We start from the raw sequence: 23162 nt of genomic DNA on the forward strand, positions 1-23162 counted from the left end.
CGGCCTTTGCCTTGGTTTAGCTTGTTGCGCGATCCGTGCTTTCATCATTTTGTTTGCAGCTTTCTGTGATAGAATTCGCGTTCTAGCTGATTGTCCAACGCCTCTTTCTGGATCTGAACGATGAAATTTCCCGGTCAACGTAAATCCAAGCATTACTTTCCTGTCAGTGCCCGCGATCCGCTGTTAATCAACCAGATGCGAGCTGCTGAAAGTGAAATCAGCACCGCCTATGTGGTCGGTATTGACCAGACGCTGGTTGATATTGAAGCGCGAGTCGATGAGGATTTTCTTAGCCGTTACAACCTGAGCAAAGGTCACTCTTCACTGATTGAAGATGATGTTGCTGAAGCCCTGTACAAAGAACTGAAAGAGCGTGATCTGATCACCCACGAATTTGCCGGCGGTACGATCGGCAATACGCTGCACAACTACTCCGTTCTGGCCGATGACAAATCCATCATGCTGGGCGTGATGTGCAGTCACATCGAAATCGGTGGCTATGCGTACCGTTATCTGTGCAACACCTCCAGCCGCTTGGATCTGGACTACCTGCAACCGGTTGATGGCCCTATTGGTCGCTGCTTTGCGCTGATCTCCGAAAATGGCGAACGTACATTTGCGATCAGCCCGGGCATGATGAACCACCTGAATCCAGAAAGCATTCCCGAAGAAGTGATTGCTGGCGCTTCCGCGCTGGTGCTGACCTCTTACTTGCTGCGTTGCAAGCCGGGTGAGCCGATGTCTGACGCTACTATGCGTGCTATCGGTTATGCCAAGCAGTACGGTGTACCTGTGGTATTGACGCTGGGCACCAAGATCTTGATTGAAGAAAACCCTCAGTGGTGGCGTGACTTCCTGCGTGATCACATTGATGTGGTGGCGATGAATGAAGAAGAAGCGGCAGCGCTGACCGGTATCGAAGATCCGCTGGCGGCCTCTGATAAGGCGCTGGATTGGGTTGATCTGGTGCTGTGTACTGCCGGTCCTGTCGGCCTGTACATGGCCGGTTATACCGATGAAAGCACGCTGCGTCAGACCCAGCATCCGCTGCTGCCAGGGGTGATCCCAGAGTTTAACCTGTACGAGTTCAGCCGTCCGATGCATCGTGAGGCGTGTGAAAATCCAAAGCGGATTTACTCGCACATCTCCCCGTACATGGGCGGCCCAGAAAAAATCATGAACACCAACGGTGCCGGTGATGCCGCGCTGTCATCGATTTTGCATGACATGGCGGCAAATCAGTATCACCGTAATAACGTTCCGAACTCCAGCAAGCATATGCGCACCTTTATGAGCTATTCCTCACTGGCGCAACTGTGCAAATACGCTAACCGCGTGAGCTATCAAGTGTTGAACCAGCACTCACCACGTTTGACTCGTGGTCTGCCAGAGCGTGAAGACAGCTTGGAAGAGTCCTACTGGGAACGTTAATCGGCATTTAGATTGTACGCATCCCACCGTTCAGGCCAGCATAGTTATGCTGGCTTTTTTTATATTCATGCTGGGTTCGTACATCGTGTTACATATGAAGCTGTTTTATATGACACGGTGACTAGCGATGGCCTATGGGGCGGCCAGCCGGCCTTTTTTAAATGCAATATAAACACGGTTTAAAATCTTCATAAATTTGAGCTGAAACGTTCATATTTAGCGTTTAGTGATAAACTTTATGATTAAACCGAATTTTTTCACTATTTAAGGCAGATTTAATTTTTCCTGCATGCTAAAAAGGCGCCCTAAATCCGATGCCCCACATGCTGTTATTATTAGAGAGGGAACGATGAAGTTGATTTTACGCTTGCTGGCAGGTATTGCTTTCGGTGTACTTTGCGGCCTTTTTGCACCAGATCTGTTTATCCGTGTACTGATCACCGCCAAGGTGCTGATCAGCCAGATGATTGGTTTTACCATCCCGCTATTGATCCTGTTTTTTGTTACCAGCGGTATTGCCAGTTTGCCGAAGAACTCCGGTAAATTGCTCGGCAAAACCGTTGGCTTGGCCTATGCCTCCACGGTAGGTGCGGGTTTCTTGGCTTACTTTGCTTCAATCCAGATCCTGCCATCATTGCTGAGCCATGCTGGTACGCTGGCGGAGCCGGTACGTAAGTTAGAGCCGCTGATGACTCTGCAAATCCCGCCAGTGATGGGCGTGATGAGTGCGTTAGTGTTGGCATTCGTGTTCGGTCTGGGCATTGTGTCCACCGGCAGCAGCGAAATGAAAAAGCTGAGCGACCAAGGCCGTGACATCATTGAACTGCTGCTGAGCAAGTGCATGATCCCGGCGCTGCCGTTCTATATCGCCGGTGTTTTTGCCGATATGACCGTACAGGGCACCGTGTTCGCCACATTGAAGACATTCAGTCTGGTACTGGTGCTGGTGGTTGTGCTGCACTGGTTGTGGCTGGCATTCCAGTTCATTACCACTGGCGCTATCGTTAAGCGTTCACCGCTTTTCCTGCTGAAAAACATGATGCCGGCTTACTTTACCGCGCTGGGTACCATGTCTTCTGCAGCAACCCTGCCAGTAACGCTGCGCCAAGCGCAAGTGGCCGGAACCAGCAAAGGCATTGCGAACTTTGTGGTACCACTGTGTGCAAACATCCACATGGCAGGCTCTGCTATCAGTATCGTGACTGTAGCTTGCGCTGTGATGCTGATGAGCGGTTATGCTCACCTGCCATCTTTGAGTGAGATGCTGCCATTTATCATGATGCTGGGTATCACCATGGTGGCTGCGCCAGGTGCGCCGGGTGGTGCAGTGATGGCGGCACTGGGTCTGTTGGGTACCATGCTCGGCTTTAGCGAAGCGATGCTTGGTCTGCAAATTGCGCTGCATTTGGCACAAGATGGTTTCGGTACTGCATGTAACGTAACCGGTGATGGTGCGCTGGCGATGTGTGTCGACAAGATGGCCACCGGTGACAGCGTGGAAGATGCTGAGCCGGAAGTGGCGGAAGATATCGCCTAATTGATGTCAGGTTGTACTGATTAATCCTTCTGATTCAGTGAATCAGAGATACAAAAAGCCCGCTTAGCGGGCTTTTTTACGTTGGTTAGGCCGGATAGGGGCGCAGTGTTGCGTAATCACATGATGTAAAAGCAAAGATCAAAAAAATCTGAACAAAAGGTTTATTGTTTTTTGTAGACATAATTTAATATGTGCCCCTGATGTTGTTAGCCGCAGACCGGTTCAGGTCTGATCCTATGCTACGCCTCTGGTTACAATCTTGTTAATTTCGCACTAGCCATATGGTATGGATTGTCCATACTGATATGAAACTAGGCTCTTTTGGGGTCATCAATGAAAGCTGTTCGTGTATTTGCCGGCCTGCTGGTGTCTGCGCTGGCAATGATGACAGTGCCTTCGGCACTGGCTGCGTCTTATCCTTTGCCGCCAGCGGGTAGCCGCCTGGTTGGTACTGAAGAAACCTATGTTGTTCCAGGTAACGGTGAGTCGCTCGAAGCGATTGCGGCTCGTTATCAAGTAGGTCTGATTGCGATGTTGGAAGCGAATCCTGATGTGGATCCGTTCCTGCCACAAAAAGGGATGACCCTGCGTATCCCAACTCAGATGCTGTTGCCAGATACACCACGTGAAGGTATCGTTCTGAACTTGGCAGAACTGCGTCTGTTCTACTATCCAAAAGGCTCTAATACCGTTGAGGTTTACCCAATTGGTATCGGCCGTGTGGGCCGCTCGACACCAACCATGGTGACTAGCATTATCTCCAAGCGTGCTAACCCTACGTGGACGCCAACAGCGAATACCCGTAAAGAGTACGCAGCTCAAGGTATCTCCTTGCCAGCCGTAGTACCGGCCGGTCCAGAAAACCCAATGGGTCTGTTTGCCCTGCGTTTGGCGCACGGTAAAGGCGAATACCTGATTCACGGCACTAACGCTAACTTCGGTATCGGCATGCGCGTGAGCGCCGGCTGTATCCGTCTGCGCCCAGATGACATCGAAACCCTGTTCAACACCGTACCAGTAGGTACCCGTGTGCAGGTGGTGAACGAGCCAATCAAAGTTTCTGTCGAGCCAAATGGCCAGCGTTATATCGAAGTACACCAGCCGCTGTCTAAGAATGAAAGCGATGACCCACAGACTATGGTGATTCCATTCACCAAGCCGGTTCAATCTTTCATTCTGAGCCCACTGACTAACAGCACTGATGCTGAGAAAGAAGTGGCGCGCCGCTCTGGTATCCCAGTGAATGTGACCGCTGGCGAAAGCAACTGAGAATATTTTTTTCTTTCTTGGTCGCTGTTAGCGCGAGCATACAGTTTTGGAAACCCCGCTTATTACTGCGGGGTTTTTTATACCAATGGTGCAGCGATAACGCTCAGTGAATATGCACAGAACAGCAGAGATAAACCGTTAATTTCTGTAAATCACAGTGTATCTGATATTCACATTCCCTCTGCGTGTTAATAACTGATGCGTTTAGACAAGTTTACAGACAATTAAACTGCGACAGGTTGCGGGAAAATTGAGCGCAAGCACATCTGTTGCCCTCTGTTAACTCGACTCCCCCCCCTAGCACCGCTATAATGCCCCGTCTAGTTTTCCAAACTGTACTCGGGACGTTCCGATAACAGGATATATCGGTTGTGTTCGGCGACTGATTGTGTCGTTGAGTTTTATTGAGTGTAACGCTACAACCACACCGCTCAGCAATTCCGAGCACTGAGGATTTTTTTGAGGTAAAAGATGCAAGTTTCCGTTGAGACTACTCAAGGCCTTGAGCGCCGCATGACCATCACTGTAGCAGCTGATGCTATTGAAACTGCTGTTCGTAACGAACTGCAGCGCGTTGCAAAGAACGTACGTGTAGATGGCTTCCGTAAGGGTAAAGTACCGATGAGCCTGGTAGCCAAGCGCTATGGTCAGTCCGTACGCCAAGATGTACTGGGTGAAGCAATGCAACGCAACTTCATCGAAGCTATCATCAAAGAGAAAGTAAATCCGGCTGGCGCGCCAACTTTCGTTCCAGGTGAAGCGACTGAAGGTCAGGATTTCACTTTTACTGCTACTTTTGAAGTGTACCCAGAGATCGCTCTGCAGGGTCTGGAATCTATCGTAGTTGAAAAGCCGGTAGTTGAAGTGACCGACGCTGACGTTGACAACATGATCGACGTTCTGCGTAAGCAGCAAGCAACTTGGAAAGCAGCTGATCGCGCTGCAGAAGCTGAAGACCGCGTAACCATCGATTTCACCGGCTCTGTAGACGGCGAAGTATTCGAAGGCGGTAAAGCGACTGATTTCGTACTGGCAATGGGCCAGGGCCGTATGATTCCTGGCTTCGAAGAAGGTATCGTAGGTCACAAAGCGGGCGAAGAGTTCACTATCGAAGTGACTTTCCCAGCTGAATACCACGCTGAAAACCTGAAAGGTAAAGTTGCTCAGTTCGCTATCGTTCTGAAGCAAGTTGAAGAGCGTGAACTGCCAGAACTGACTGCAGAGTTCGTTCAGCGTTTCGGTGTAGCGGACGGTTCTGTGGAAGGCCTGAAGGCTGAAATCCGTAAGAACATGACCCGTGAACTGACCAACGCAGTGAAAAACCGCGTGAAGACTCAGGTTCTGGAAGGTCTGCTGGAAGCAAACCAGTTTGACATTCCTGCTGCTCTGATCGATGGTGAGATTGATGTTCTGCGTCAGCAAGCGGCTCAGCGTTTCGGTGCTCAGGCTAACAAAGCATTCGAACTGCCACGTGAACTGTTCGAAGAACAAGCTCGTCGTCGCGTACAAATCGGCCTGCTGCTGGGTGAAGTAATCAAGTCCAGCGAACTGAAGGCTGATGATGAGCGCGTTAAAGCACTGATCGCTGACATGGCTTCCGCATACGAAGATCCATCAGAAGTCGTTGCTTACTACGAGAAGAACGAAGAACTGATGAACAACATGCGCAATGTTGCTCTGGAAGAACAAGCAATTGATGCTGTTCTGGCAAAAGCAAAAGTTTCTGAAAAAGCAGCAACTTTTGATGAGCTGATGAACCAAGCACCGGCAGCCTAAGAACTATGGGCCGACCTAAGTATTTGACTTAATTTCGGCTCTTCTGCTATCTATGGCTCGGGTGAAGCATCACTCGGGCCATTTTTCTATGGGGAGAAGGCAATGTCATACAACGCAAAACAGGATGATTTCACCACCCGTATGGCTTTAGTGCCGATGGTTGTTGAGCAGACATCACGCGGCGAACGCTCCTATGATATTTATTCCCGCCTGCTAAAAGAGCGCGTCATTTTTATGACCGGTCAGGTGGAAGATCATATGGCGAACCTGATCGTGGCTCAGCTGCTGTTCCTTGAGTCAGAGAATCCGGAAAAAGATATCTATCTGTACATCAACTCACCAGGTGGCTCGGTGACTGCCGGTATGTCTATCTATGACACCATGCAGTTCATCAAGCCAGACGTGAGCACCGTATGTATGGGACAGGCCTGTTCGATGGGCGCATTCCTGTTAGCCGGTGGTGCTAAAGGGAAACGCTTCTGTTTACCGAATGGCCGCGTTATGATCCACCAGCCTCTGGGTGGTTTCCAGGGACAAGCTTCTGACATTCAGATCCATGCGCAAGAGATTCTGAAAACCAAACAGAAACTGAATGAAATGCTGGCCGCGCATACCGGACAGCCACTGGACAAAATTGAACGCGATACTGACCGCGATAATTTCATGTCGGCTGAAGAAGCGGTGGAATATGGTCTGGTTGATGCAGTACTCAGCCATCGCGAGTAATAGCGGCAACATTCCGGGGGCTGATATACACTGAAAACAGGTTTATCAGGTTCCGGGGCTGAGCCCCGATAAGAGGTTTACGAATGACAGATAAGCGCAAAGACGGGTCAGGCAAATTGTTGTATTGCTCCTTCTGCGGCAAGAGCCAGCATGAAGTGCGCAAGCTGATTGCCGGGCCGTCCGTGTATATCTGCGATGAATGTGTCGATCTGTGTAACGACATCATCCGCGAAGAGATCAAAGAACTGTCACCACGCCGTGATCGCAGTGCACTGCCGACTCCCCACGAGATCCGTAACCATCTGAATGATTACGTGATTGGGCAGGATCATGCCAAGAAAGTTCTGGCTGTTGCGGTATATAACCACTACAAGCGCCTGCGTAATGGCGATACCAACAATGGTGTGGAGCTGGGCAAGAGTAATATCCTGCTGATCGGTCCTACCGGTAGTGGTAAAACTTTGCTGGCCGAAACACTGGCTCGTTTGCTGGATGTTCCTTTCACCATGGCCGATGCCACTACACTGACCGAAGCCGGTTATGTGGGTGAAGACGTAGAAAACATCATCCAGAAATTGCTGCAAAAATGCGATTACGATGTGGCCAAAGCCCAGCGCGGTATTGTCTACATTGATGAAATTGACAAGATTTCCCGCAAGTCTGACAACCCGTCAATCACCCGAGATGTATCCGGTGAAGGCGTGCAGCAGGCCCTGCTGAAGCTGATTGAAGGTACTGTTGCGGCCGTTCCACCACAAGGTGGTCGTAAGCATCCACAGCAGGAGTTCTTGCAGGTTGATACCTCTAAGATCCTGTTCATCTGTGGCGGTGCATTTGCTGGCTTAGATAAAGTGGTTGAGCAGCGTCTGAATACCGGTACGGGTATCGGTTTCGGTGCGCAGGTGAAAGGTAAAGATGACAAGATTGGTCTGAGTGAGCTGTTTACTCAGGTCGAGCCGGAAGATTTGATCAAGTTTGGTCTGATCCCGGAATTTATCGGTCGTCTGCCGGTTGTCGCCACATTGACTGAGCTGGATGAAGCGGCACTGATTCAGATCCTGCAAGAGCCGAAGAACGCACTGACCAAGCAGTATCAAGCGCTGTTTGATCTGGAAGGCGTACAGCTGGAATTCCAGCAAGATGCGCTGATCGCCATTGCGAAGAAAGCACTGGCGCGTAAAACCGGTGCGCGTGGTCTGCGCTCTATCGTTGAAGCCGTATTGCTGGATACGATGTATGACCTGCCGACATTGAGCGGTGTGGAGAAAGTGGTTATCAACGACGCGGTTATTAACGGTAACGCTTCACCGATCCTGATTTATTCCAAACCGGAAGCTCAGGCATCGAATGCAGATTAATCCCGCTTGGCGGTGATTTAGACAGAAAATGTCTGCAGAAACAGCGTAATATAGAGGGAAGGGTAACCTTCCCTTTTTCTTTACTAAGTTATAGTGTCAGACGTTGAATCTGGTTTTTCCGTCCCCATATATTCAGATAACAACTAAATTTTGGCGGAAGCTAAGTCTTTAAGAGAGAGTTCTATGAACCTGGAGCGTTCCGAGCGAATTGATGTTCCCGTTCTGCCGTTGCGTGATGTGGTGGTATATCCGCATATGGTCATTCCCCTGTTTGTAGGGCGGGAAAAATCCATCCGTTGTTTAGAAGCAGCAATGGAAAATGACAAGCAGGTCCTGCTGGTGGCGCAAAAAGATGCGAGCACCGAGGAGCCGACTGCGGCGGATCTGCATCCGGTCGGTACGGTTGCGACCATCTTGCAGATGCTGAAACTCCCTGACGGTACCGTTAAGGTATTGGTTGAAGGTCAGCAGCGCGCCAAAATTAATTTGGTATCTGACAGTGATGAGTTTTTTGTCGCGCAGGTTGATTTCCTGACGACGCAGCCGGTCGACGAAGCTGAGCAGGAAGTGCTGGTACGTACCGCCACCGCTCAGTTCGAAAACTACATCAAATTGAACAAAAAGATCCCGCCTGAGGTGCTGACTTCTCTGGCCGGTATCGACAATGCAGCGCGTCTGGCGGACACCATTGCCGCGCACATGCCATTGAAGATGAAAGACAAGCAAGCGGTGCTGGAAATTACCAGCGTCTCTGAGCGTCTGGAATATTTGATGGCGATGATGGAATCTGAAATCGATCTGCTGCAAGTGGAAAAGCGTATTCGCAACCGCGTGAAAAAGCAGATGGAAAAGAGCCAGCGTGAGTACTATCTGAATGAGCAAATGAAAGCGATTCAGAAAGAACTCGGCGAGATGGAAGATGTTCCTGATGAGTTTGAAGGCTTAAAGCAGAAGATCGATGCGGCGAAAATGCCGAAAGAGGCGAAGGAAAAAACCGAAGCCGAACTGCAAAAGCTGAAAATGATGTCACCAATGTCAGCCGAAGCCACCGTTGTGCGCGGTTACATTGATTGGATGCTGCAGGTGCCTTGGCATCAGCGTAGCAAAGTGAAAAAAGATCTGGCGAAAGCGCAGCAGATTCTGGATCAAGACCATTACGGTCTGGCGCGTGTTAAAGAGCGCATTCTGGAATATTTGGCGGTACAAAGCCGAATCAACAAGGTGAAAGGTCCAATCCTGTGTCTGGTTGGCCCACCAGGGGTAGGTAAAACCTCTCTGGGGCAATCCATCGCGCAGGCGACTGGTCGTAAATATGTGCGTATGGCGCTTGGCGGCGTACGTGATGAAGCTGAGATCCGCGGTCACCGTCGGACTTACATCGGCTCTATGCCGGGTAAGCTGATCCAGAAAATGGCCAAAGTGGGCGTGAAAAACCCGCTGTTCCTGCTGGATGAGATCGACAAAATGGCGTCCGACATGCGTGGCGATCCGGCCTCGGCCTTGCTGGAAGTGTTGGATCCAGAGCAGAACTCAACGTTCAACGATCACTATCTGGAAGTGGATTACGACTTGTCCGATGTGATGTTTGTGGCGACCTCGAACTCCATGAACATCCCTGGTCCTTTGCTGGATCGTATGGAAGTGATCCGTCTGTCTGGTTATACCGAAGACGAGAAACTGAACATCGCTCAGCGCTATCTGCTGCCAAAACAAATTGAGCGCAATGCGCTGAAGCCAAACGAGCTGACGGTAGAAGAGAGTGCCCTGATTGGCATTATTCGCTACTACACCCGTGAGGCTGGCGTGCGTAGCTTGGAGCGTGAAATCTCTAAACTGTGCCGTAAAGCGGTGAAGAACCTGTTGCTGGATAAGAGCCTGAAGAGCATTACCATCAACGACAAGAACTTGAAAGAGTACTTGGGCGTGCAGCGCTTTGATTATGGCCGCACCGATGGTGAAAACCATATTGGTCAGGTCACCGGTTTGGCGTGGACTGAAGTGGGCGGCGATCTGCTGACCATCGAAACGGCCTCTATGCCGGGCAAGGGCAAGCTGACCTACACCGGTTCGTTGGGTGAGGTGATGCAAGAGTCCATTCAGGCGGCGATGACCGTGGTGCGTTCACGTGCCGAGAAGCTGGGCATTAATCCAGACTTCTATGAAAAACGTGATATCCACGTTCACGTGCCAGAAGGGGCAACGCCAAAAGACGGTCCAAGTGCTGGTATTGCCATGTGCACCGCACTGGTATCTTGCCTGACCGGCAATCCGGTCCGTGCGGATGTGGCGATGACGGGTGAGATCACTTTGCGTGGTCAGGTGCTGCCAATCGGTGGTTTGAAAGAGAAACTGCTGGCCGCTCACCGTGGTGGCGTGAAAGTGGTGCTGATCCCAGAAGAGAACCGTCGCGATCTGGAAGAGATCCCAGAGAACGTGATTGCCGATTTGCAGATCCATCCGGTCAGCAAAATCGATCAGGTTCTGACTCTGGCGCTGGAAAATAACCCGTTCGGCGCAGAGCTGCCAGCGGCGAAAGCGTGATCTGCTGCAAGAAGCGTAGATAAATGTGAGACTGGCAGGGTCAGATGACCTTGCCAGTCTTTTTTTGTCCCGTTACCGTATTACAGTCAAAGCTGCTCAGCCCTTGTGCTACGTGGCTTGCAACTTAAACAGACCGGCGTGATGTCAGCTTGCCAAGCAGTATCAAGACTGATATAAAAGCGCCATCGTAGCCCTGAAGGACATCACCGGGCACGATATGAGATTCTTAGAGGGGATGAAGAGTGAATAAGTCTCAACTGATTGACAAGATTGCGGCGAATGCTGACATTTCTAAAGCCGCAGCAGGTCGTGCGTTAGATGCTTTAATTGAGTCTGTAACCGAATCACTGCAGGCCGGTGATGATGTGGCTCTGGTAGGTTTCGGTACTTTCGCCGTGCGTGAGCGTGCAGCCCGCACAGGTCGTAACCCACAGACAGGCAAGGAAATTGCCATCGCTGCGGCTAAAGTGCCAGCGTTCCGTCCGGGTAAAGCACTGAAAGATGCCGTTAATGGCTAATTAATCTCAATGCCGGGTGTTGGCGCGTCAATTAACAACCAACATACAGTGGCACTGATTTCAAGGCGCATCCTATGATGCGCTTTTTTTCTTATTTGACAGCGTAACAAGACGGAGCATTGTCAACTCATGATGGACAAATTGCGCAGCGCTCAACATAGCATCGCGCTGAAAGTTGTGCTCGGTATCATTATTCTGTCGTTCGTTCTGACCGGTGTGCAGGGCTTCCTCAGCTCCTCCGGCAACTATGTTGCTAAAGTGGATGGCCAGGAAATTACCAACCAGCAGTTCGAGCAGGCGTATCAAAGTGAGCGTAATAACTTACAACAACGCCTCGGGGATAATTTCAATACCTTAGCTGCAGACCCTAAGTACCTGAACATGGTACGCAAAGACGTACTGAACCGTCTGATCGATGACGTGCTGCTTGATAAATATGCAAAAAAACTGAACCTGCGTGTCAGTGATGATCAAATCAAGCAAAGCATCGTCAACATGCCTGAATTCCAAAAAGACGGCCGTTTTGATAATGCCCAGTATCTGGAGCTGATCCAACGTGCTGGCTTTACGCCGGACTCTTTTAGCCAATACATGCGTCAGCAAATGGTGCGCCAGCAACTGCTGTCAGCCTTTACTGCGACAGACTTTGTGCTGCCAAAAGAGAGCGAGCAAACATTCGCCCTGCTGACACAAGAGCGTAAGGTGCGTCTGGCTACCTTGGCGGTTAAGCCACTGGAAGCCAAGCAAACTGTGACTGAGCAGGAAGAGAAAGCCTATTACGATGCGAATCCAACCAGCTTCATGTCACCGGAGCAGGTCAAAGTTCGTTATGTAGAGCTGAATGCGAAAGCGCTGCAAGACGCGGTGAAAATCGATGATGCCGCAATTGCTCAGTACTATCAGGACAACAAATCTCACTTCAGCCAGCCTGAGCGTCGTAAGCTGAGCCACATTCTGGTTAGCAACGAGAAAGCTGCGCAGGAAATCGAAACCGAGCTTAAGCACGGTGCTGACTTTGCGACGTTGGCCAAAACCAAGTCTGAAGACAAGTTCTCTGGCCGTAACGGTGGCGATCTGGGCTGGATTGAAAAAGGTGTGATGGCGCCAGAGTTTGAGCAAACGGCTTTTGCCTTGGCGGCAAAAGGCGATATCTCTGGGATCGTGAAAACGCAGTTTGGTTATCATGTCATTCGTTTGGATGATATCCAGCCAGCGCAGGTTCGCCCACTGTCTGAAGTGCGTGATGAAGTGGCTAAGCAGCTGCGTCAAACCAAAGCGACTGACGAGTTTTATGCTCTGCAGCAAAAAGCCAGTGACAAAGCATTCGAAAATCCGGACTCACTGGATGACGTCGCCAGCGCAACTGGCCTGAAGATTCAGGAAACCGGTTTGTTCAGCCAGCAGGATGTGCCTGCCGCACTGAACTTCCCTGCACTGACGAAAGCTATCTTCAGTGATGATCTGATTGCCGGTAACAGCAACTCTGACGTGATCTCTGTCGACGACAGCCACGCTTTTGTGGTGCGAGTGGTTGAGCACAAAGAGGAAGCACGTAAGCCGTTTGAACAAGTTAGCGCTGAAATTGCTCAGCTGCTGAAGTTCCAGAAGGCGCAAGTGGCTGCTCGTAAGCAAGCTGAACAGCTGCTGACTGAACTGCGTGCGGGTAAAGGTGACGAAGCGCTGAAAGCCGCAGGTGTGACTTTCGCCGCTGAAGAGACTTTGCAGCGTAATTCACCAGACCAGCAACTGGTTAACACTGTGTTTGGCTTGGCAAAACCAGCCGAAGGCAAGCCGGCGTATGGCATCAGTGAAAACGGCGAAGGGGATGTAGTTCTGGTTGAACTGCTGGGTGTGCAGAGCACGCCAAATCCTGAGCTGGAGAAAATTTTCGCTCAGCAGCAGCTGAATGCCGATATGACTGTGACCTTCGAAGCGATGCTGGCTAGCCTGCGCGCTGATGCTGACATCAAATACGGTAACATGGCAGAAACCGAGTAATATTCCGCGTTGACTGCAACAAGATGTAACCACAAAGAGCCGCTTTTGCGGCTCTTTGCTTTTTCTGTGTGCGCGAATTGTTCAAGTGAATCTATTTGCATACCGTATGACGCACCAAGACAATTTCAAGTCACCGACATCTTCAGTACATAGAAAGGAATGGACTCACGTGTTCAATGCAAGGAAACCTGCCTTTACCGTAGCACTATTGCTGCTTACCGGTTTGCCACTATTCACGTTCAGTGCGCAAAGCGCGGAGCGCTATATTATCAACGGCTTGCCGATTGAAAATGTGGCCGCGGAGCCGGCTACGGCTGGCGTTGCATCTACGGTTGAAAATTCAGCGCATTCTGCTGCGAGCGCGAAGACAAAACCGGCGATGCCGCCAGTTAATATCAATACCGCTTCGGTGGATGAGTTGGATCAGGGGCTATCTGGTATTGGTCGGCGTAAGGCGGAGGCAATTGTTGAATATCGCACGCGCCATGGCGCGTTTTCTGATGTGCGACAGTTGTTGGAAGTGAAAGGTATCGGCGAAGGGATTTTGAAAAAGAACCGTGAGCGGCTCAGCCTGTAAATTGCGAGGCGGTTGTCGTTTACTGTTTGCGTAGATGCTGCTTCGTTTTTGCTTAATTGCGCCGTGAGCTCGTTTGAGTCGGTAGTCGGCATAGCATGCCGTAAAGCGCACCGCAGAGCGCTCCAGAAAAATGGGCTAGATGAGCGACGCGTGCTTGTATCAAATGCGCCGTAAACGCATCGTGCTGGCTATCTGGCCATAACAGCAGCGCCAGTAGTCCGCCGGTCAGCCAACTGGGCAAGATAGCAACACCAGGGCAGCGCCAACTGGCCACACTTAACCACGCTACTATTCCGTACAGCACGCCAGATAATCCGCGATAACTCCCAAGGCCGCTAGCCGGTAATGTCAGCCCGATAGCCACACAGCACAGCAGATAAAGCGTAATGGCTTGCCGAGCGCGCAGTAAAGGATAGGCCGCCCAGACGAGCAGCCATAACCCCAGCAGATTCATCAGTAAGTGCGTTAGATTAGTGTGTACGAGGTGCGCGGTAAAAGGCCGCCACCAGGTTTGCAGATTTACTGCATCAGATGCTTGCCATTGCAAAACTTGCCCAATGACAGGGGACACGGTTTGCAAAGCGATCAGCACAACGCTACCGAGCAGCAAATACCCGTATAGAGCACGATGGGATGACTTTAGCATCCTTCTGGATAAGAAGCGCATGAGCGTGCGTGCAGTTCCGGTCGTCGTGCTAACCGTGGGTGCTTGATGCGGGCGGTGGTTGTGTGCCAATCGATGCAATCCTTGCGACGAAGTTTATTTATTTGTCACTTTAAATTATTCACTGGCGTCTCGGTCTTTGAGATTAGCACGTATACTTGGAGAAGTCCGTGGCGGTTATGACGCTACGTTATAGCTTGCCAATAGTCGTACACTCCTGACCATTCTATAGAATAATATGGCGAATGGTTTTGTAATAACGTGTTGTTTTTCAATCAAATTACTGAATTTACCGCTGGAAACAGAAAAGCGGGGTGCTTGTTACCAGATAGCGGTAGCGCCAATGGGGATATCTGTGGCACAGTTTCGATGTACGAGAATCTTGGTTATTTCAGCCGCTATCTAAGCGGTTACCTATGCCGTAAGCTAGCCGCACGAACCGAGATCACTCGAACCTGAATCGCCTCTGCATCGCCGTTATTCTGCGGTCACTAACAGCCAGAATGATTCAGCCACCTGTGCACCAAATTGAGTCAATTAATCTCACTGAGACTGAATGCGAGGAGTCTGCGTTATGGGAGCCGTGCAATTAGCCTTTAACCGGGTAAAAAATGCATTTGATATGAATCCGAATCCGGATTATTCAATGCGCAAGCACTGGCTGCAGCAGCTACGCAAGGCGTTGCGTCAGCACGAGCAAGCCTTAATCAGTGCCATGTCGCAGGATTTCGGTGGGCGCTCGGAAATGGAGTGCCGGATGGCCGATCTGATGCCGAGCTACTCACTGCTGCGTTACAGTCAGCGTAATTTATCGCGCTGGATGCGACCTGAAAAACGCCACGTAGACTTGAGTTTTTGGCCGGCACGGGCGTGGGTGGAATATCAGCCGCTCGGTGTGGTAGGGATCATTGTGCCGTGGAACTATCCGGTCAATCTGGCTTTGCTACCGTTGATCACGGCATTGGCGGCGGGTAACCGCGTTTTGCTGAAACTCTCTGAGTTGACCCCGCAAACCAACCAAGCGCTACGACAGATGCTGAGTGATGCTTTTGCCGATGAAGAGGTGGGCGTTGTGGAAGGCGGGCCTGACATTGCCGCCGAATTTGCTGCGCTGCCGTTTAACCATCTGCTATTCACCGGCTCTACGGCAGTGGGGCGTAAAGTAATGCAAAGTGCCGCGGCCAATTTGACGCCAGTAACCTTAGAGTTGGGCGGTAAGAGTCCGGTGTTGATTGCTCCGGACATTGATATTGCGCGAATTGCCCCCTCCATTGTGTTTGGCAAGGCGCTAAATGCCGGCCAGACCTGCGTGGCGCCGGATTATGTGTTGTGCCCAGAAGAGCGGCAAGACACCTTGATTGCTGAGATGCAGGCTGCGTTTGCCCGCCAGTATCCTGATGCGCTAAAAAATGAGGCTTACACTTCGGTGATCAGTGACGCGCACTTTCAGCGTCTGATGCACTTGCTCAATGATGCCCAGTCGCTGGGTGCGCAAATTATTCCGTTGCAAACGCCAGCGATCGATCCTGTAACGCGGCGGATGGTGCCTCACCTGATCACCCATGTGACCGAAGACATGCAGGTCATGCAGGAGGAGATTTTTGGGCCGCTATTGCCCATTAAAACCTATGACGTGATAGGGATTGCCCTGCGCTATATCCATCATCACCCACGTCCACTGGCGCTGTATCTGATGACCGATGAGCCGTTTTTGACCGAGATGGTGATCAAGACGGCACATGCCGGAGGGATGTGTATCAATGAGACGGTATTCCATGCTGCCATTGATAGCTTGCCGTTTGGCGGCGTGGGTGCATCGGGAATGGGGCAATACCATGGACCTGAGGGTTTTCGCACCTTCTCGAAACCGAAATCGGTGCTGTCATACGGCAAGATGAATTTCAACTCATTGATTCATCCACCGTATCGCTGGTGGCATCGGCTATTGCTGCGTTGGTTGTCACGCCGCTAACTGAGTGGATAAATAAGATAAAACGCGAAATTAACTGACTGGCGTTGAGTGCCGATAGGCCGCCAGTCAGTGATGTTTAGCGCGGTGATGTTGAGTTCAGTGGCGTTGCGCGTGATGCGAAGAAAGGCTTACGCGCGCAGACCGGTTTTTTGCAGCATGCTGCGAGTGATCGCGTCTTTATCGGCCAAATAGGTGTGTAAACCACGCGCGCGCAGGTGACAGGCCGGACATTCACCACAGCCATCGCCCTGTACGGCGTTGTAGCAGGTCAATGTTTCATGGCGCACTGTTTCCAGCGCACCGTAATAATCGGCCAACGCCCAGGTCTCGGCTTTATCCAGCCACATGAGCGGTGTATCGAAACGAATATCGCGCGCCATGCCAAGGTTTACCGCATGATGCAGTGCTTTGACAAACTCATCACGACAATCTGGATAGCCAGAAAAGTCTGTCTCACACACGCCAGTGATAATGCTTTCGGCACCAATTTGATAGGCATAGATTGCAGCCAGTGTCAGGAACAGAATATTGCGTCCTGGCACAAAGGTGTTAGGCACGCCGTCACTGCATTCGGTGGGAACCGGAATGTTGTCGCGGGTTAGGCTACTGATCGCCAGTTCGTTCAGTAAGGTGACATCCATGACTTTGTGGGCGGTGACGCCCAGTTTTTGCGCTAACTTACGCGCGACATCGATTTCAGCGCGGTGGCGCTGGCCGTAATCGAAGGTAATGCAGTGCACATGATCATATTGAGTCAGCGCCTGAACCAGACAGGTGGTAGAATCCTGTCCGCCACTGAAAATGACGACGGTTGTGGACATAGTATCGGTTTCTCAATTGCAACAAGTTAATGTAAGGATAGAGAATTTCCACCGGCTGTGCACCGCTTAAATCGTGTCATGGTTTTTAATACCGTATTATGCTTGTTAGTGTTAACTGATAACTCTGAGTAAGGTTTCTTATGTTGAACAAACCTGTCGGGCCGGACATTACGCGTACCGTGTTCAGTGTGCTGTTTATCGGCATTCTGCTGATTGCGGCATTCTGGGTCGTGAATCCGTTTTTACCGGCATTGGTGTGGGCCACGATGATCGTGATTTCCACCTGGCCTATTTTGCTGTTATTACAGCGGATTTTGTGGGGTAAACGCTCGCTGGCGACCTTTGTGATGGTGGCTGCGCTGTTGCTGCTGTTTGTGATCCCAATTTTGTTCACCATCAGTACCGTCATTGATAACGTGCCTGCGCTGATTGACTGGAGTCGCAAGCTGCCGACCATGGATATTCCGGTGCTGGCGCACCTGGATGCGATCCCGTGGATTGGCCCGAAACTGGCCGATTTCTGGACGCAAATTCAAAATAGTGGTGGTCGGACGCTGGCCAGCAAACTCACCCCATATGTTGGTAAATCGCTGGGCTGGCTGGCTTCGCAAGCCGGTAATCTCGGGATGCTGATTGTGCATTTCATTGTCACCGTGGTGATCTGTGGTTTGCTGTACAGCTCTGGGGAGATGGCGGCGCAGGGTATTCGTCGCTTTACCCGTCGTTTAGCCGGTGAGCGTGGTGATACTGCGGTGATTCTTGCCTCACAAGCGATCCGCGCGGTAGCGCTGGGCGTGGTGGTGACTGCGCTGGTGCAATCCGGTTTGGCTGGTGTAGGGCTGTTCATCGCAGGTGTGCCTTATGCCATGGTGTTTACGGTGTTGATGTTCTTGCTGGGGATTGCTCAGTTAGGGCCAGCACTGGTGCTATTTCCTGCGGTGGCGTGGATTTATTGGACCGGTGATAACACCTGGGGCACCTTCTTGCTGGTGTGGTCATTGCTGGTGGGCAGCATGGATAACTTCATGCGCCCGATGCTGATTAAGCGTGGCGCAGATTTACCGCTGATGCTGATTTTGACCGGTGTTATCGGTGGTTTGTTGGCGTTTGGCATCATTGGTCTGTTTATCGGTCCGGTGGTACTGGCGGTGGCTTACACTCTGCTGGTGGCATGGATTCGAGAAGCAGATAGTGAACCGGCAGCGCCGATCATCGCTAACAGCGCGGATAGTCAAAGCTCGCCAAACGCTGAGCCTAAATGATCGCTGTTCTTAGATTGTACTGTCTGTGATGGTTTTGTTTGATGGCGGGTGGGTTTAACTCGGCTAAATAAAAAGCAACATCCAGATAAAAGGCCAAAATAAAACAGGCTCCGATGACAACGATACAGACTAACTGTACGTGCTATCGGAGCCTGTTTTTTTATGTGCCGATTTACTGGCTAGGCAAGAAACGCGACAAGAACGGAAGTACGCATAACGTATTCTACTGCTCGAATACCTCTCTTAGCTGGCCTGTTATCCATTTTAAGCCTGCGGCTGCGTACCGGTAATGCTGTGCAGCGTGTGTAAATCCGCGCTCAAATCACCAATGTGTTCAGACAGCCACTGCGGGTTGTAGTAGGTATCCAGATAACGTTCGCCACTGTCACACAGCAGGGTCACGATTGAACCTTGTTCACCGCGCTGGTGCATACACTGCGCCAGTTGCAGTGCGCCCCACAAGTTGGTGCCGGTTGAGGCACCTGCTTTGCGGCCTAAAATGGTTTCAAGCCAGTGAATGGTGGCGATACTGGCCGAGTCGGGCACTTGCATCATTTCATCAATCACATCACAAATGAACGATGGCTCAGCGCGTGGGCGACCAATCCCTTCAATCTTACTGCCGCAAGTGCACGTCAGGCTGCGGTCATTTTGCATATAGCAATCGAAGAACACCGAGTTTTGTGGGTCTACCACCAGCAACTCTGTGGGATGGCATTTGTAACGCAGATAGCGGCCAATGGTGGCAGAGGTGCCGCCGGTACCTGCACTCATCACCACATAACGCGGCACTGGATGCGGCTCTAGCGCCATCTGATTGAAAATGCTGTTGGCGATGTTGTTATTACCGCGCCAGTCGGTAGCACGCTCGGCATAGGTGAACTGATCCATGTAATGGCCGTTCAGCTCACAAGCTAGACGTTCCGACTCGGCATAGATTTGCGATGAGTTATCCACGAAATGGCAGCGGCCACCGTAAAACTCAATTTGGGCAATCTTGCGCTTGGCGGTGCTGCGCGGCATTACCGCGATAAAGGGTAAACCCAACAGGCGAGCAAAATAGGCTTCTGAAACCGCGGTGCTGCCGGAAGAGGCTTCGATAATGGTGGTGCCTTCTTGGATCCAGCCATTACACAGTCCATACAGGAACAACGAACGCGCCAGACGGTGTTTCAGGCTACCAGTTGGATGGGTACTCTCATCTTTAAGGTAAATATCTATGCCCGGTAATCCCGGCAGCGGCAGCTTAATCAGGTGGGTGTCAGCAGAGCGCTGGAAATCGGCTTCGATGGCCTGAATGGCTCGGTTAGTCCATGTACGGCGTGGCATGCTCATCATCCTGTCAGTGGTGATCTTATGACTTAATCCTAGCTTGAGTGTTGGGGAAAAACCTTGCCATAATTACCGCATAAAACCGAATTGGGAGAATAATTTTCTATATGAAGCGGGAATTGGATAAAACTGACCGCGCACTGCTGGCAATGCTGCAGCAGGATTGCACCTTATCCTTACAGGTCTTGGCTGAAGCGGTGAACCTCAGCACCACGCCCTGTTGGAAGCGGTTGAAGCGCTTAGAAGAAGAGGGTGTGATCCGCGCCAGTGTCGCGTTGCTGGATGCGGAAAAAATCGGCGTCGGCATGAGCGCGTTTGTGCTGTTAAAGACCCAAGATCACTCTCGTGAGTGGTATCAAGCATTTGTTGCTCACGTTACCGAATTTCCCGAAGTTATGGAGTTTTACCGCATGGCTGGGGAGTACGATTATCTGCTGCGAGTGCAAGTTTCCGGCATGAAAGCATTCGATGAGTTTTATAAAAAGCTGGTCAACAATGTGCGCGGTTTGAGCGAAGTTACCTCCAGTTTTGCCATGGAGCAGATCAAATACAGCACCGCGCTGCCGTTATAACGCAGGCCTATTGCCGGCCGATCTTGCTGCCGACTCGCGAATAATCGAGAAAACTGTGCACGCGTGGACATCAGGCCGTGAGTTAAGCCCCATCTGTTTAGAACGTAGTCTTGTAACGAGTCGTGTATGGCCGGTGCTTTGTGGTCAAAATAGCAACTTGTCGTTTACATCTGCTGTCACAGCACGGCAAATTTTTATTAAAACCAGCGACCAGACAATCATTTTGGAATGTAGGTAACTTTTTTTTGGATGTGCGAGTTTTTGTCAATTATAAGTCATAACTTGCTGATAAAAAATAAACAACAAGTCAGCCATGGCGCTGATACATCCAGAGAAGAGTGTTTAACCAAGGAAGAGGTTACTATGTCGAAAGAGATTGTGGTGTTGTCTGCTGTGCGTACTCCGATGGGTGGTTTTCAGGGCAGTCTGTCCGGATTTACTGCACCACAATTGGGGGCGGAAGTGGTGAAAGCGGCCATTGAGCGTGCAGGCATTCAACCGGCGCAGGTGGATGAAGTGTTGTTAGGTTGCGTTTTGCCTGCGGGATTGGGCCAGGCACCTGCGCGTCAGGCGGCATTAGCGGCCGGAGTACCGGATAGCGTGCCTTGCACCACGGTGAACAAAGTGTGTGGCTCCGGCATGAAAACCTTGATGCAAGGGGCTGCCGCGCTCAAACTCGGGGAAGCCGATGTCGTGGTAGCGGGTGGCATGGAGAGCATGTCACAAGCCCCATACCTGATGCCTGCGGCCCGTACCGGTTTGCGAATGGGGCATGGCGCAGTGAAAGACCACATGTTTACCGATGGACTGGAAGATGCCTACAGCGGCAAGCTGATGGGCGTTCTGGCACAGCAAATGGCCGATAAGCGCGGCGTGACGCGCGAGGCGATGGATAACTTTGCTATCAACTCACTGGCTAAAGCCAATGTGGCGATTGCGCAGGGAGCATTTGAAGCAGAGATTGTGCCGGTCACCGTGGTAACCCGTAGCGGTAATACGCAAGTGTGTATCGATGAGCAGCCAGGCAATGCCAAACCGGAGAAAATTCCGGGTCTGCGTCCGGCCTTTGCTAAAGACGGTACCATTACCGCGGCTAACTCCAGTTCAATTTCTGATGGTGCGGCAGCTTTAGTGCTGAGTACCGCTGATTATGCCGCGCAAAATGGCTGTAAGCCGCTGGCGCGCATTGTCTCTTATGCTTCCCATGCGCAGGCGCCAGAAGAGTTTACCGTGGCGCCTGTGGGCGCGATCCGTAAAGCCATTGATCTGGCTGGCTGGACGCCAGACGATATCGACTTGTTCGAGGTCAACGAAGCCTTTGCGATGGTGACCTTGCTGGCGATTGAAGATGTCGGTTTAGACAGCAATAAAGTCAACGTACATGGCGGAGCGTGCGCTCTTGGCCATCCATTGGGCGCCAGTGGTGCGCGAGTGGTGGTGAGCTTGATCCATGCCCTGCGTCGCTACGGGAAAAAGCGTGGATTGGCCGCGCTGTGCATCGGTGGCGGTGAAGGTGTGGCTATGACCGTCGAGCTGATTGATTAAACCATTTTATCTCTGTAATTTGAGATAGTTGGCAGAAATAAAAAAGGTCTCCGTTGGAGGCCTTTTCTGTTTATCTGACGATGGCGTCGGGCGCGGTGGTACGCTATCCTACGGTTTTGTTCCGTTAATTTTCCCATCCCATGAAACTGTTATTTGCCTCTGATCTGCATGGCTCACTCAGCGCGACTGAGCAGGTTTTGCAGCGTTTTGACCAACATCAGGCGGACTGGCTCATTTTGCTGGGCGATCTGATGTATCACGGACCACGTAATCCGTTACCGGATAATTATGCGCCGGCGCAGGTCGCTGAGCGGCTGAACGCCTACAAGGATAGAATTATTGCGGTACGCGGGAATTGTGAAAGCGAAGTGGATCAGATGCTGTTGCAGTTTCCGGTGTTGGCGGACTATCAACAGATTTTGCTACCGGAGCGCCGCTTTTTCCTGACGCACGGCCACAAGTATAACCGCAGCACGTTGCCACCGTTAGCTGGTGGTGATGTGTTGGCCTATGGTCATACCCATATTCCGTTGGCGGAACAGCAAGACGCAAATTGGATCTTTAACCCAGGTTCAGCCAGCTTGCCGAAAGGCGGCTTCCCGGCCAGTTATGGTCTGTATGCCGACCACACGTTGCAGGTTCTCGAATTGGAAACACAAGCCCCGCTGTTGTCAGTGACTCTGGGCGATTGAGCAGCATCATTCAAGGATTAAGCCTGATGGATACACATGTTCAAGAATGGGTAGACGTGGTTGACGCGGATAACAAAGTGATCGATACCGTTTCGCGTCAACAGGTTAGAGAGGAAAACCTCTGTCACCGCGCGACCTATATTATTGTGCACGACGGCATGGGGCATATTCTGGTGCAGCGCCGTACTGACAGCAAAGACTTCTATCCTGGATGGTTGGATGTGGCGGCTGGTGGGGTGGTCTCCGCCGGGGAAAGCCTGACCGAGGGCGCGAAGCGCGAAGCGGAAGAAGAGCTGGGTATTGCCGGCATTCCATTCCTTGATCACGGCAGCTTCTACTATGAGTCAGAGGATTGCAAAGTCTGGGGTGGATTATTCAGCTGTATCAGCCGTGGGCCATTTGCGTTGCAAGAGTCAGAGATCACCGAAGTGATGTGGATGTCGCTGGATGAGATTAATCAGCGTCGCCGCGAAATTACCCCAGATACCCGCGTGGCGCTGGATCTGTGGTTAAACCGCAATGGTACAGATGATATTTGAGTTTGGGCTGCGATACCGGCATAGGTTGGGCA

The 23162-nt window shown here is 51.3% G+C and carries 18 protein-coding genes and 1 pseudogene; 16 read left to right on the top strand and 3 right to left on the bottom strand.

Annotated elements, in window-relative coordinates:
• The first annotated feature begins 120 nt into the window (after positions 1-120).
• The 10 genes and pseudogenes from L975_RS06550 (at position 121) to L975_RS18555 (ending at position 13731) form a co-directional block, all read left to right on the top strand.
• The gene (locus L975_RS06550; protein ID WP_010864088.1) at positions 121-1431 is read left to right on the top strand and encodes an inosine/guanosine kinase; all 1311 of its coding nucleotides are present in this window, start codon (positions 121-123) and stop codon (positions 1429-1431) included.
• Between the two features lie 349 nt (positions 1432-1780).
• Positions 1781-2968, top strand: a complete 1188-nt coding sequence (locus L975_RS06555) for a dicarboxylate/amino acid:cation symporter (protein WP_047707811.1) — start codon at positions 1781-1783, stop codon at positions 2966-2968.
• A 381-nt stretch (positions 2969-3349) separates the two neighbouring features.
• A pseudogene (locus tag L975_RS06560) lies at positions 3350-4219 on the top strand (L,D-transpeptidase family protein); the annotation flags it as partial.
• 489 nt (positions 4220-4708) lie between these two features.
• Complete coding sequence (gene tig / locus L975_RS06565; protein WP_010864085.1) at positions 4709-6013, top strand: trigger factor; 1305 nt, start codon at positions 4709-4711, stop codon at positions 6011-6013.
• 102 nt (positions 6014-6115) lie between these two features.
• Entirely contained in the window at positions 6116-6739 is a 624-nt protein-coding gene (gene clpP, locus L975_RS06570) for an ATP-dependent Clp endopeptidase proteolytic subunit ClpP (protein ID WP_010864084.1), read from the top strand.
• A gap of 83 nt (positions 6740-6822) precedes the next feature.
• Entirely contained in the window at positions 6823-8097 is a 1275-nt protein-coding gene (clpX, locus tag L975_RS06575; protein WP_010864083.1) for an ATP-dependent protease ATP-binding subunit ClpX, read from the top strand.
• Between the two features lie 183 nt (positions 8098-8280).
• Positions 8281-10638: an endopeptidase La gene (gene lon, locus L975_RS06580; protein ID WP_010864082.1), complete on the top strand. Its 2358-nt coding sequence runs from the start codon at positions 8281-8283 to the stop codon at positions 10636-10638.
• A gap of 242 nt (positions 10639-10880) precedes the next feature.
• Positions 10881-11156 (top strand): nucleoid-associated protein HU-beta, encoded by a 276-nt coding sequence (hupB, locus tag L975_RS06585; RefSeq protein ID WP_010864081.1) that lies wholly within the window; start codon positions 10881-10883, stop codon positions 11154-11156.
• 129 nt (positions 11157-11285) lie between these two features.
• A complete protein-coding gene (gene ppiD / locus L975_RS06590) occupies positions 11286-13154 on the top strand; it encodes a peptidylprolyl isomerase (protein WP_047707813.1) in 1869 nt (622 codons plus the stop codon).
• A 169-nt stretch (positions 13155-13323) separates the two neighbouring features.
• Positions 13324-13731 carry a helix-hairpin-helix domain-containing protein gene (locus L975_RS18555; protein WP_047707814.1) on the top strand — a complete coding sequence of 136 codons (408 nt, stop codon included), beginning with the start codon at positions 13324-13326 and terminating at the stop codon, positions 13729-13731.
• Positions 13732-13783: 52 nt separating this feature from the next.
• Here the strand turns inward: L975_RS18555 and rrtA are convergent, their stop codons facing one another.
• Positions 13784-14398, bottom strand: coding sequence for a rhombosortase (gene rrtA / locus L975_RS06600; RefSeq protein ID WP_081995627.1), 615 nt, complete (start codon positions 14396-14398; stop codon positions 13784-13786).
• A gap of 571 nt (positions 14399-14969) precedes the next feature.
• Here rrtA and L975_RS06605 point away from each other — a divergent pair.
• A complete protein-coding gene (locus L975_RS06605) occupies positions 14970-16367 on the top strand; it encodes a coniferyl aldehyde dehydrogenase (RefSeq protein WP_081995628.1) in 1398 nt (465 codons plus the stop codon).
• A gap of 128 nt (positions 16368-16495) precedes the next feature.
• Here L975_RS06605 and queC read toward each other — a convergent pair whose 3' ends face one another.
• Positions 16496-17188, bottom strand: coding sequence for a 7-cyano-7-deazaguanine synthase QueC (queC, locus tag L975_RS06610; RefSeq protein ID WP_047707819.1), 693 nt, complete (start codon positions 17186-17188; stop codon positions 16496-16498).
• A 140-nt stretch (positions 17189-17328) separates the two neighbouring features.
• On the opposite strand from queC, the gene ydiK reads away from it, so the two are divergent.
• Entirely contained in the window at positions 17329-18450 is a 1122-nt protein-coding gene (gene ydiK, locus L975_RS06615; protein WP_047707820.1) for an AI-2E family transporter YdiK, read from the top strand.
• A 264-nt stretch (positions 18451-18714) separates the two neighbouring features.
• On the opposite strand, the gene L975_RS06620 is transcribed toward ydiK, so the two are convergent.
• The gene (locus L975_RS06620; protein ID WP_047707821.1) at positions 18715-19779 is read right to left on the bottom strand and encodes a PLP-dependent cysteine synthase family protein; all 1065 of its coding nucleotides are present in this window, start codon (positions 19777-19779) and stop codon (positions 18715-18717) included.
• Between the two features lie 110 nt (positions 19780-19889).
• Here L975_RS06620 and L975_RS06625 point away from each other — a divergent pair, with 110 nt between their 5' ends.
• The 4 genes from L975_RS06625 to yfcD all read left to right on the top strand — a co-directional run bounded on the left by L975_RS06625 (position 19890) and on the right by yfcD (position 23130).
• Positions 19890-20354, top strand: a complete 465-nt coding sequence (locus L975_RS06625; protein ID WP_039045650.1) for an Lrp/AsnC family transcriptional regulator — start codon at positions 19890-19892, stop codon at positions 20352-20354.
• A 363-nt stretch (positions 20355-20717) separates the two neighbouring features.
• The gene (locus L975_RS06630) at positions 20718-21899 is read left to right on the top strand and encodes a thiolase family protein (protein ID WP_047707822.1); all 1182 of its coding nucleotides are present in this window, start codon (positions 20718-20720) and stop codon (positions 21897-21899) included.
• Positions 21900-22039: 140 nt separating this feature from the next.
• Positions 22040-22591 carry a phosphodiesterase gene (gene yfcE, locus L975_RS06635; RefSeq protein ID WP_039045652.1) on the top strand — a complete coding sequence of 184 codons (552 nt, stop codon included), beginning with the start codon at positions 22040-22042 and terminating at the stop codon, positions 22589-22591.
• Between the two features lie 26 nt (positions 22592-22617).
• A complete protein-coding gene (gene yfcD, locus L975_RS06640; protein ID WP_010864070.1) occupies positions 22618-23130 on the top strand; it encodes an NUDIX hydrolase YfcD in 513 nt (170 codons plus the stop codon).
• Positions 23131-23162 lie beyond the last annotated feature (32 nt).

Source organism: Plesiomonas sp. ZOR0011, from assembly GCF_000800945.1.
GTDB lineage: Bacteria > Pseudomonadota > Gammaproteobacteria > Enterobacterales > CAMTGL01 > Plesiomonas > Plesiomonas shigelloides.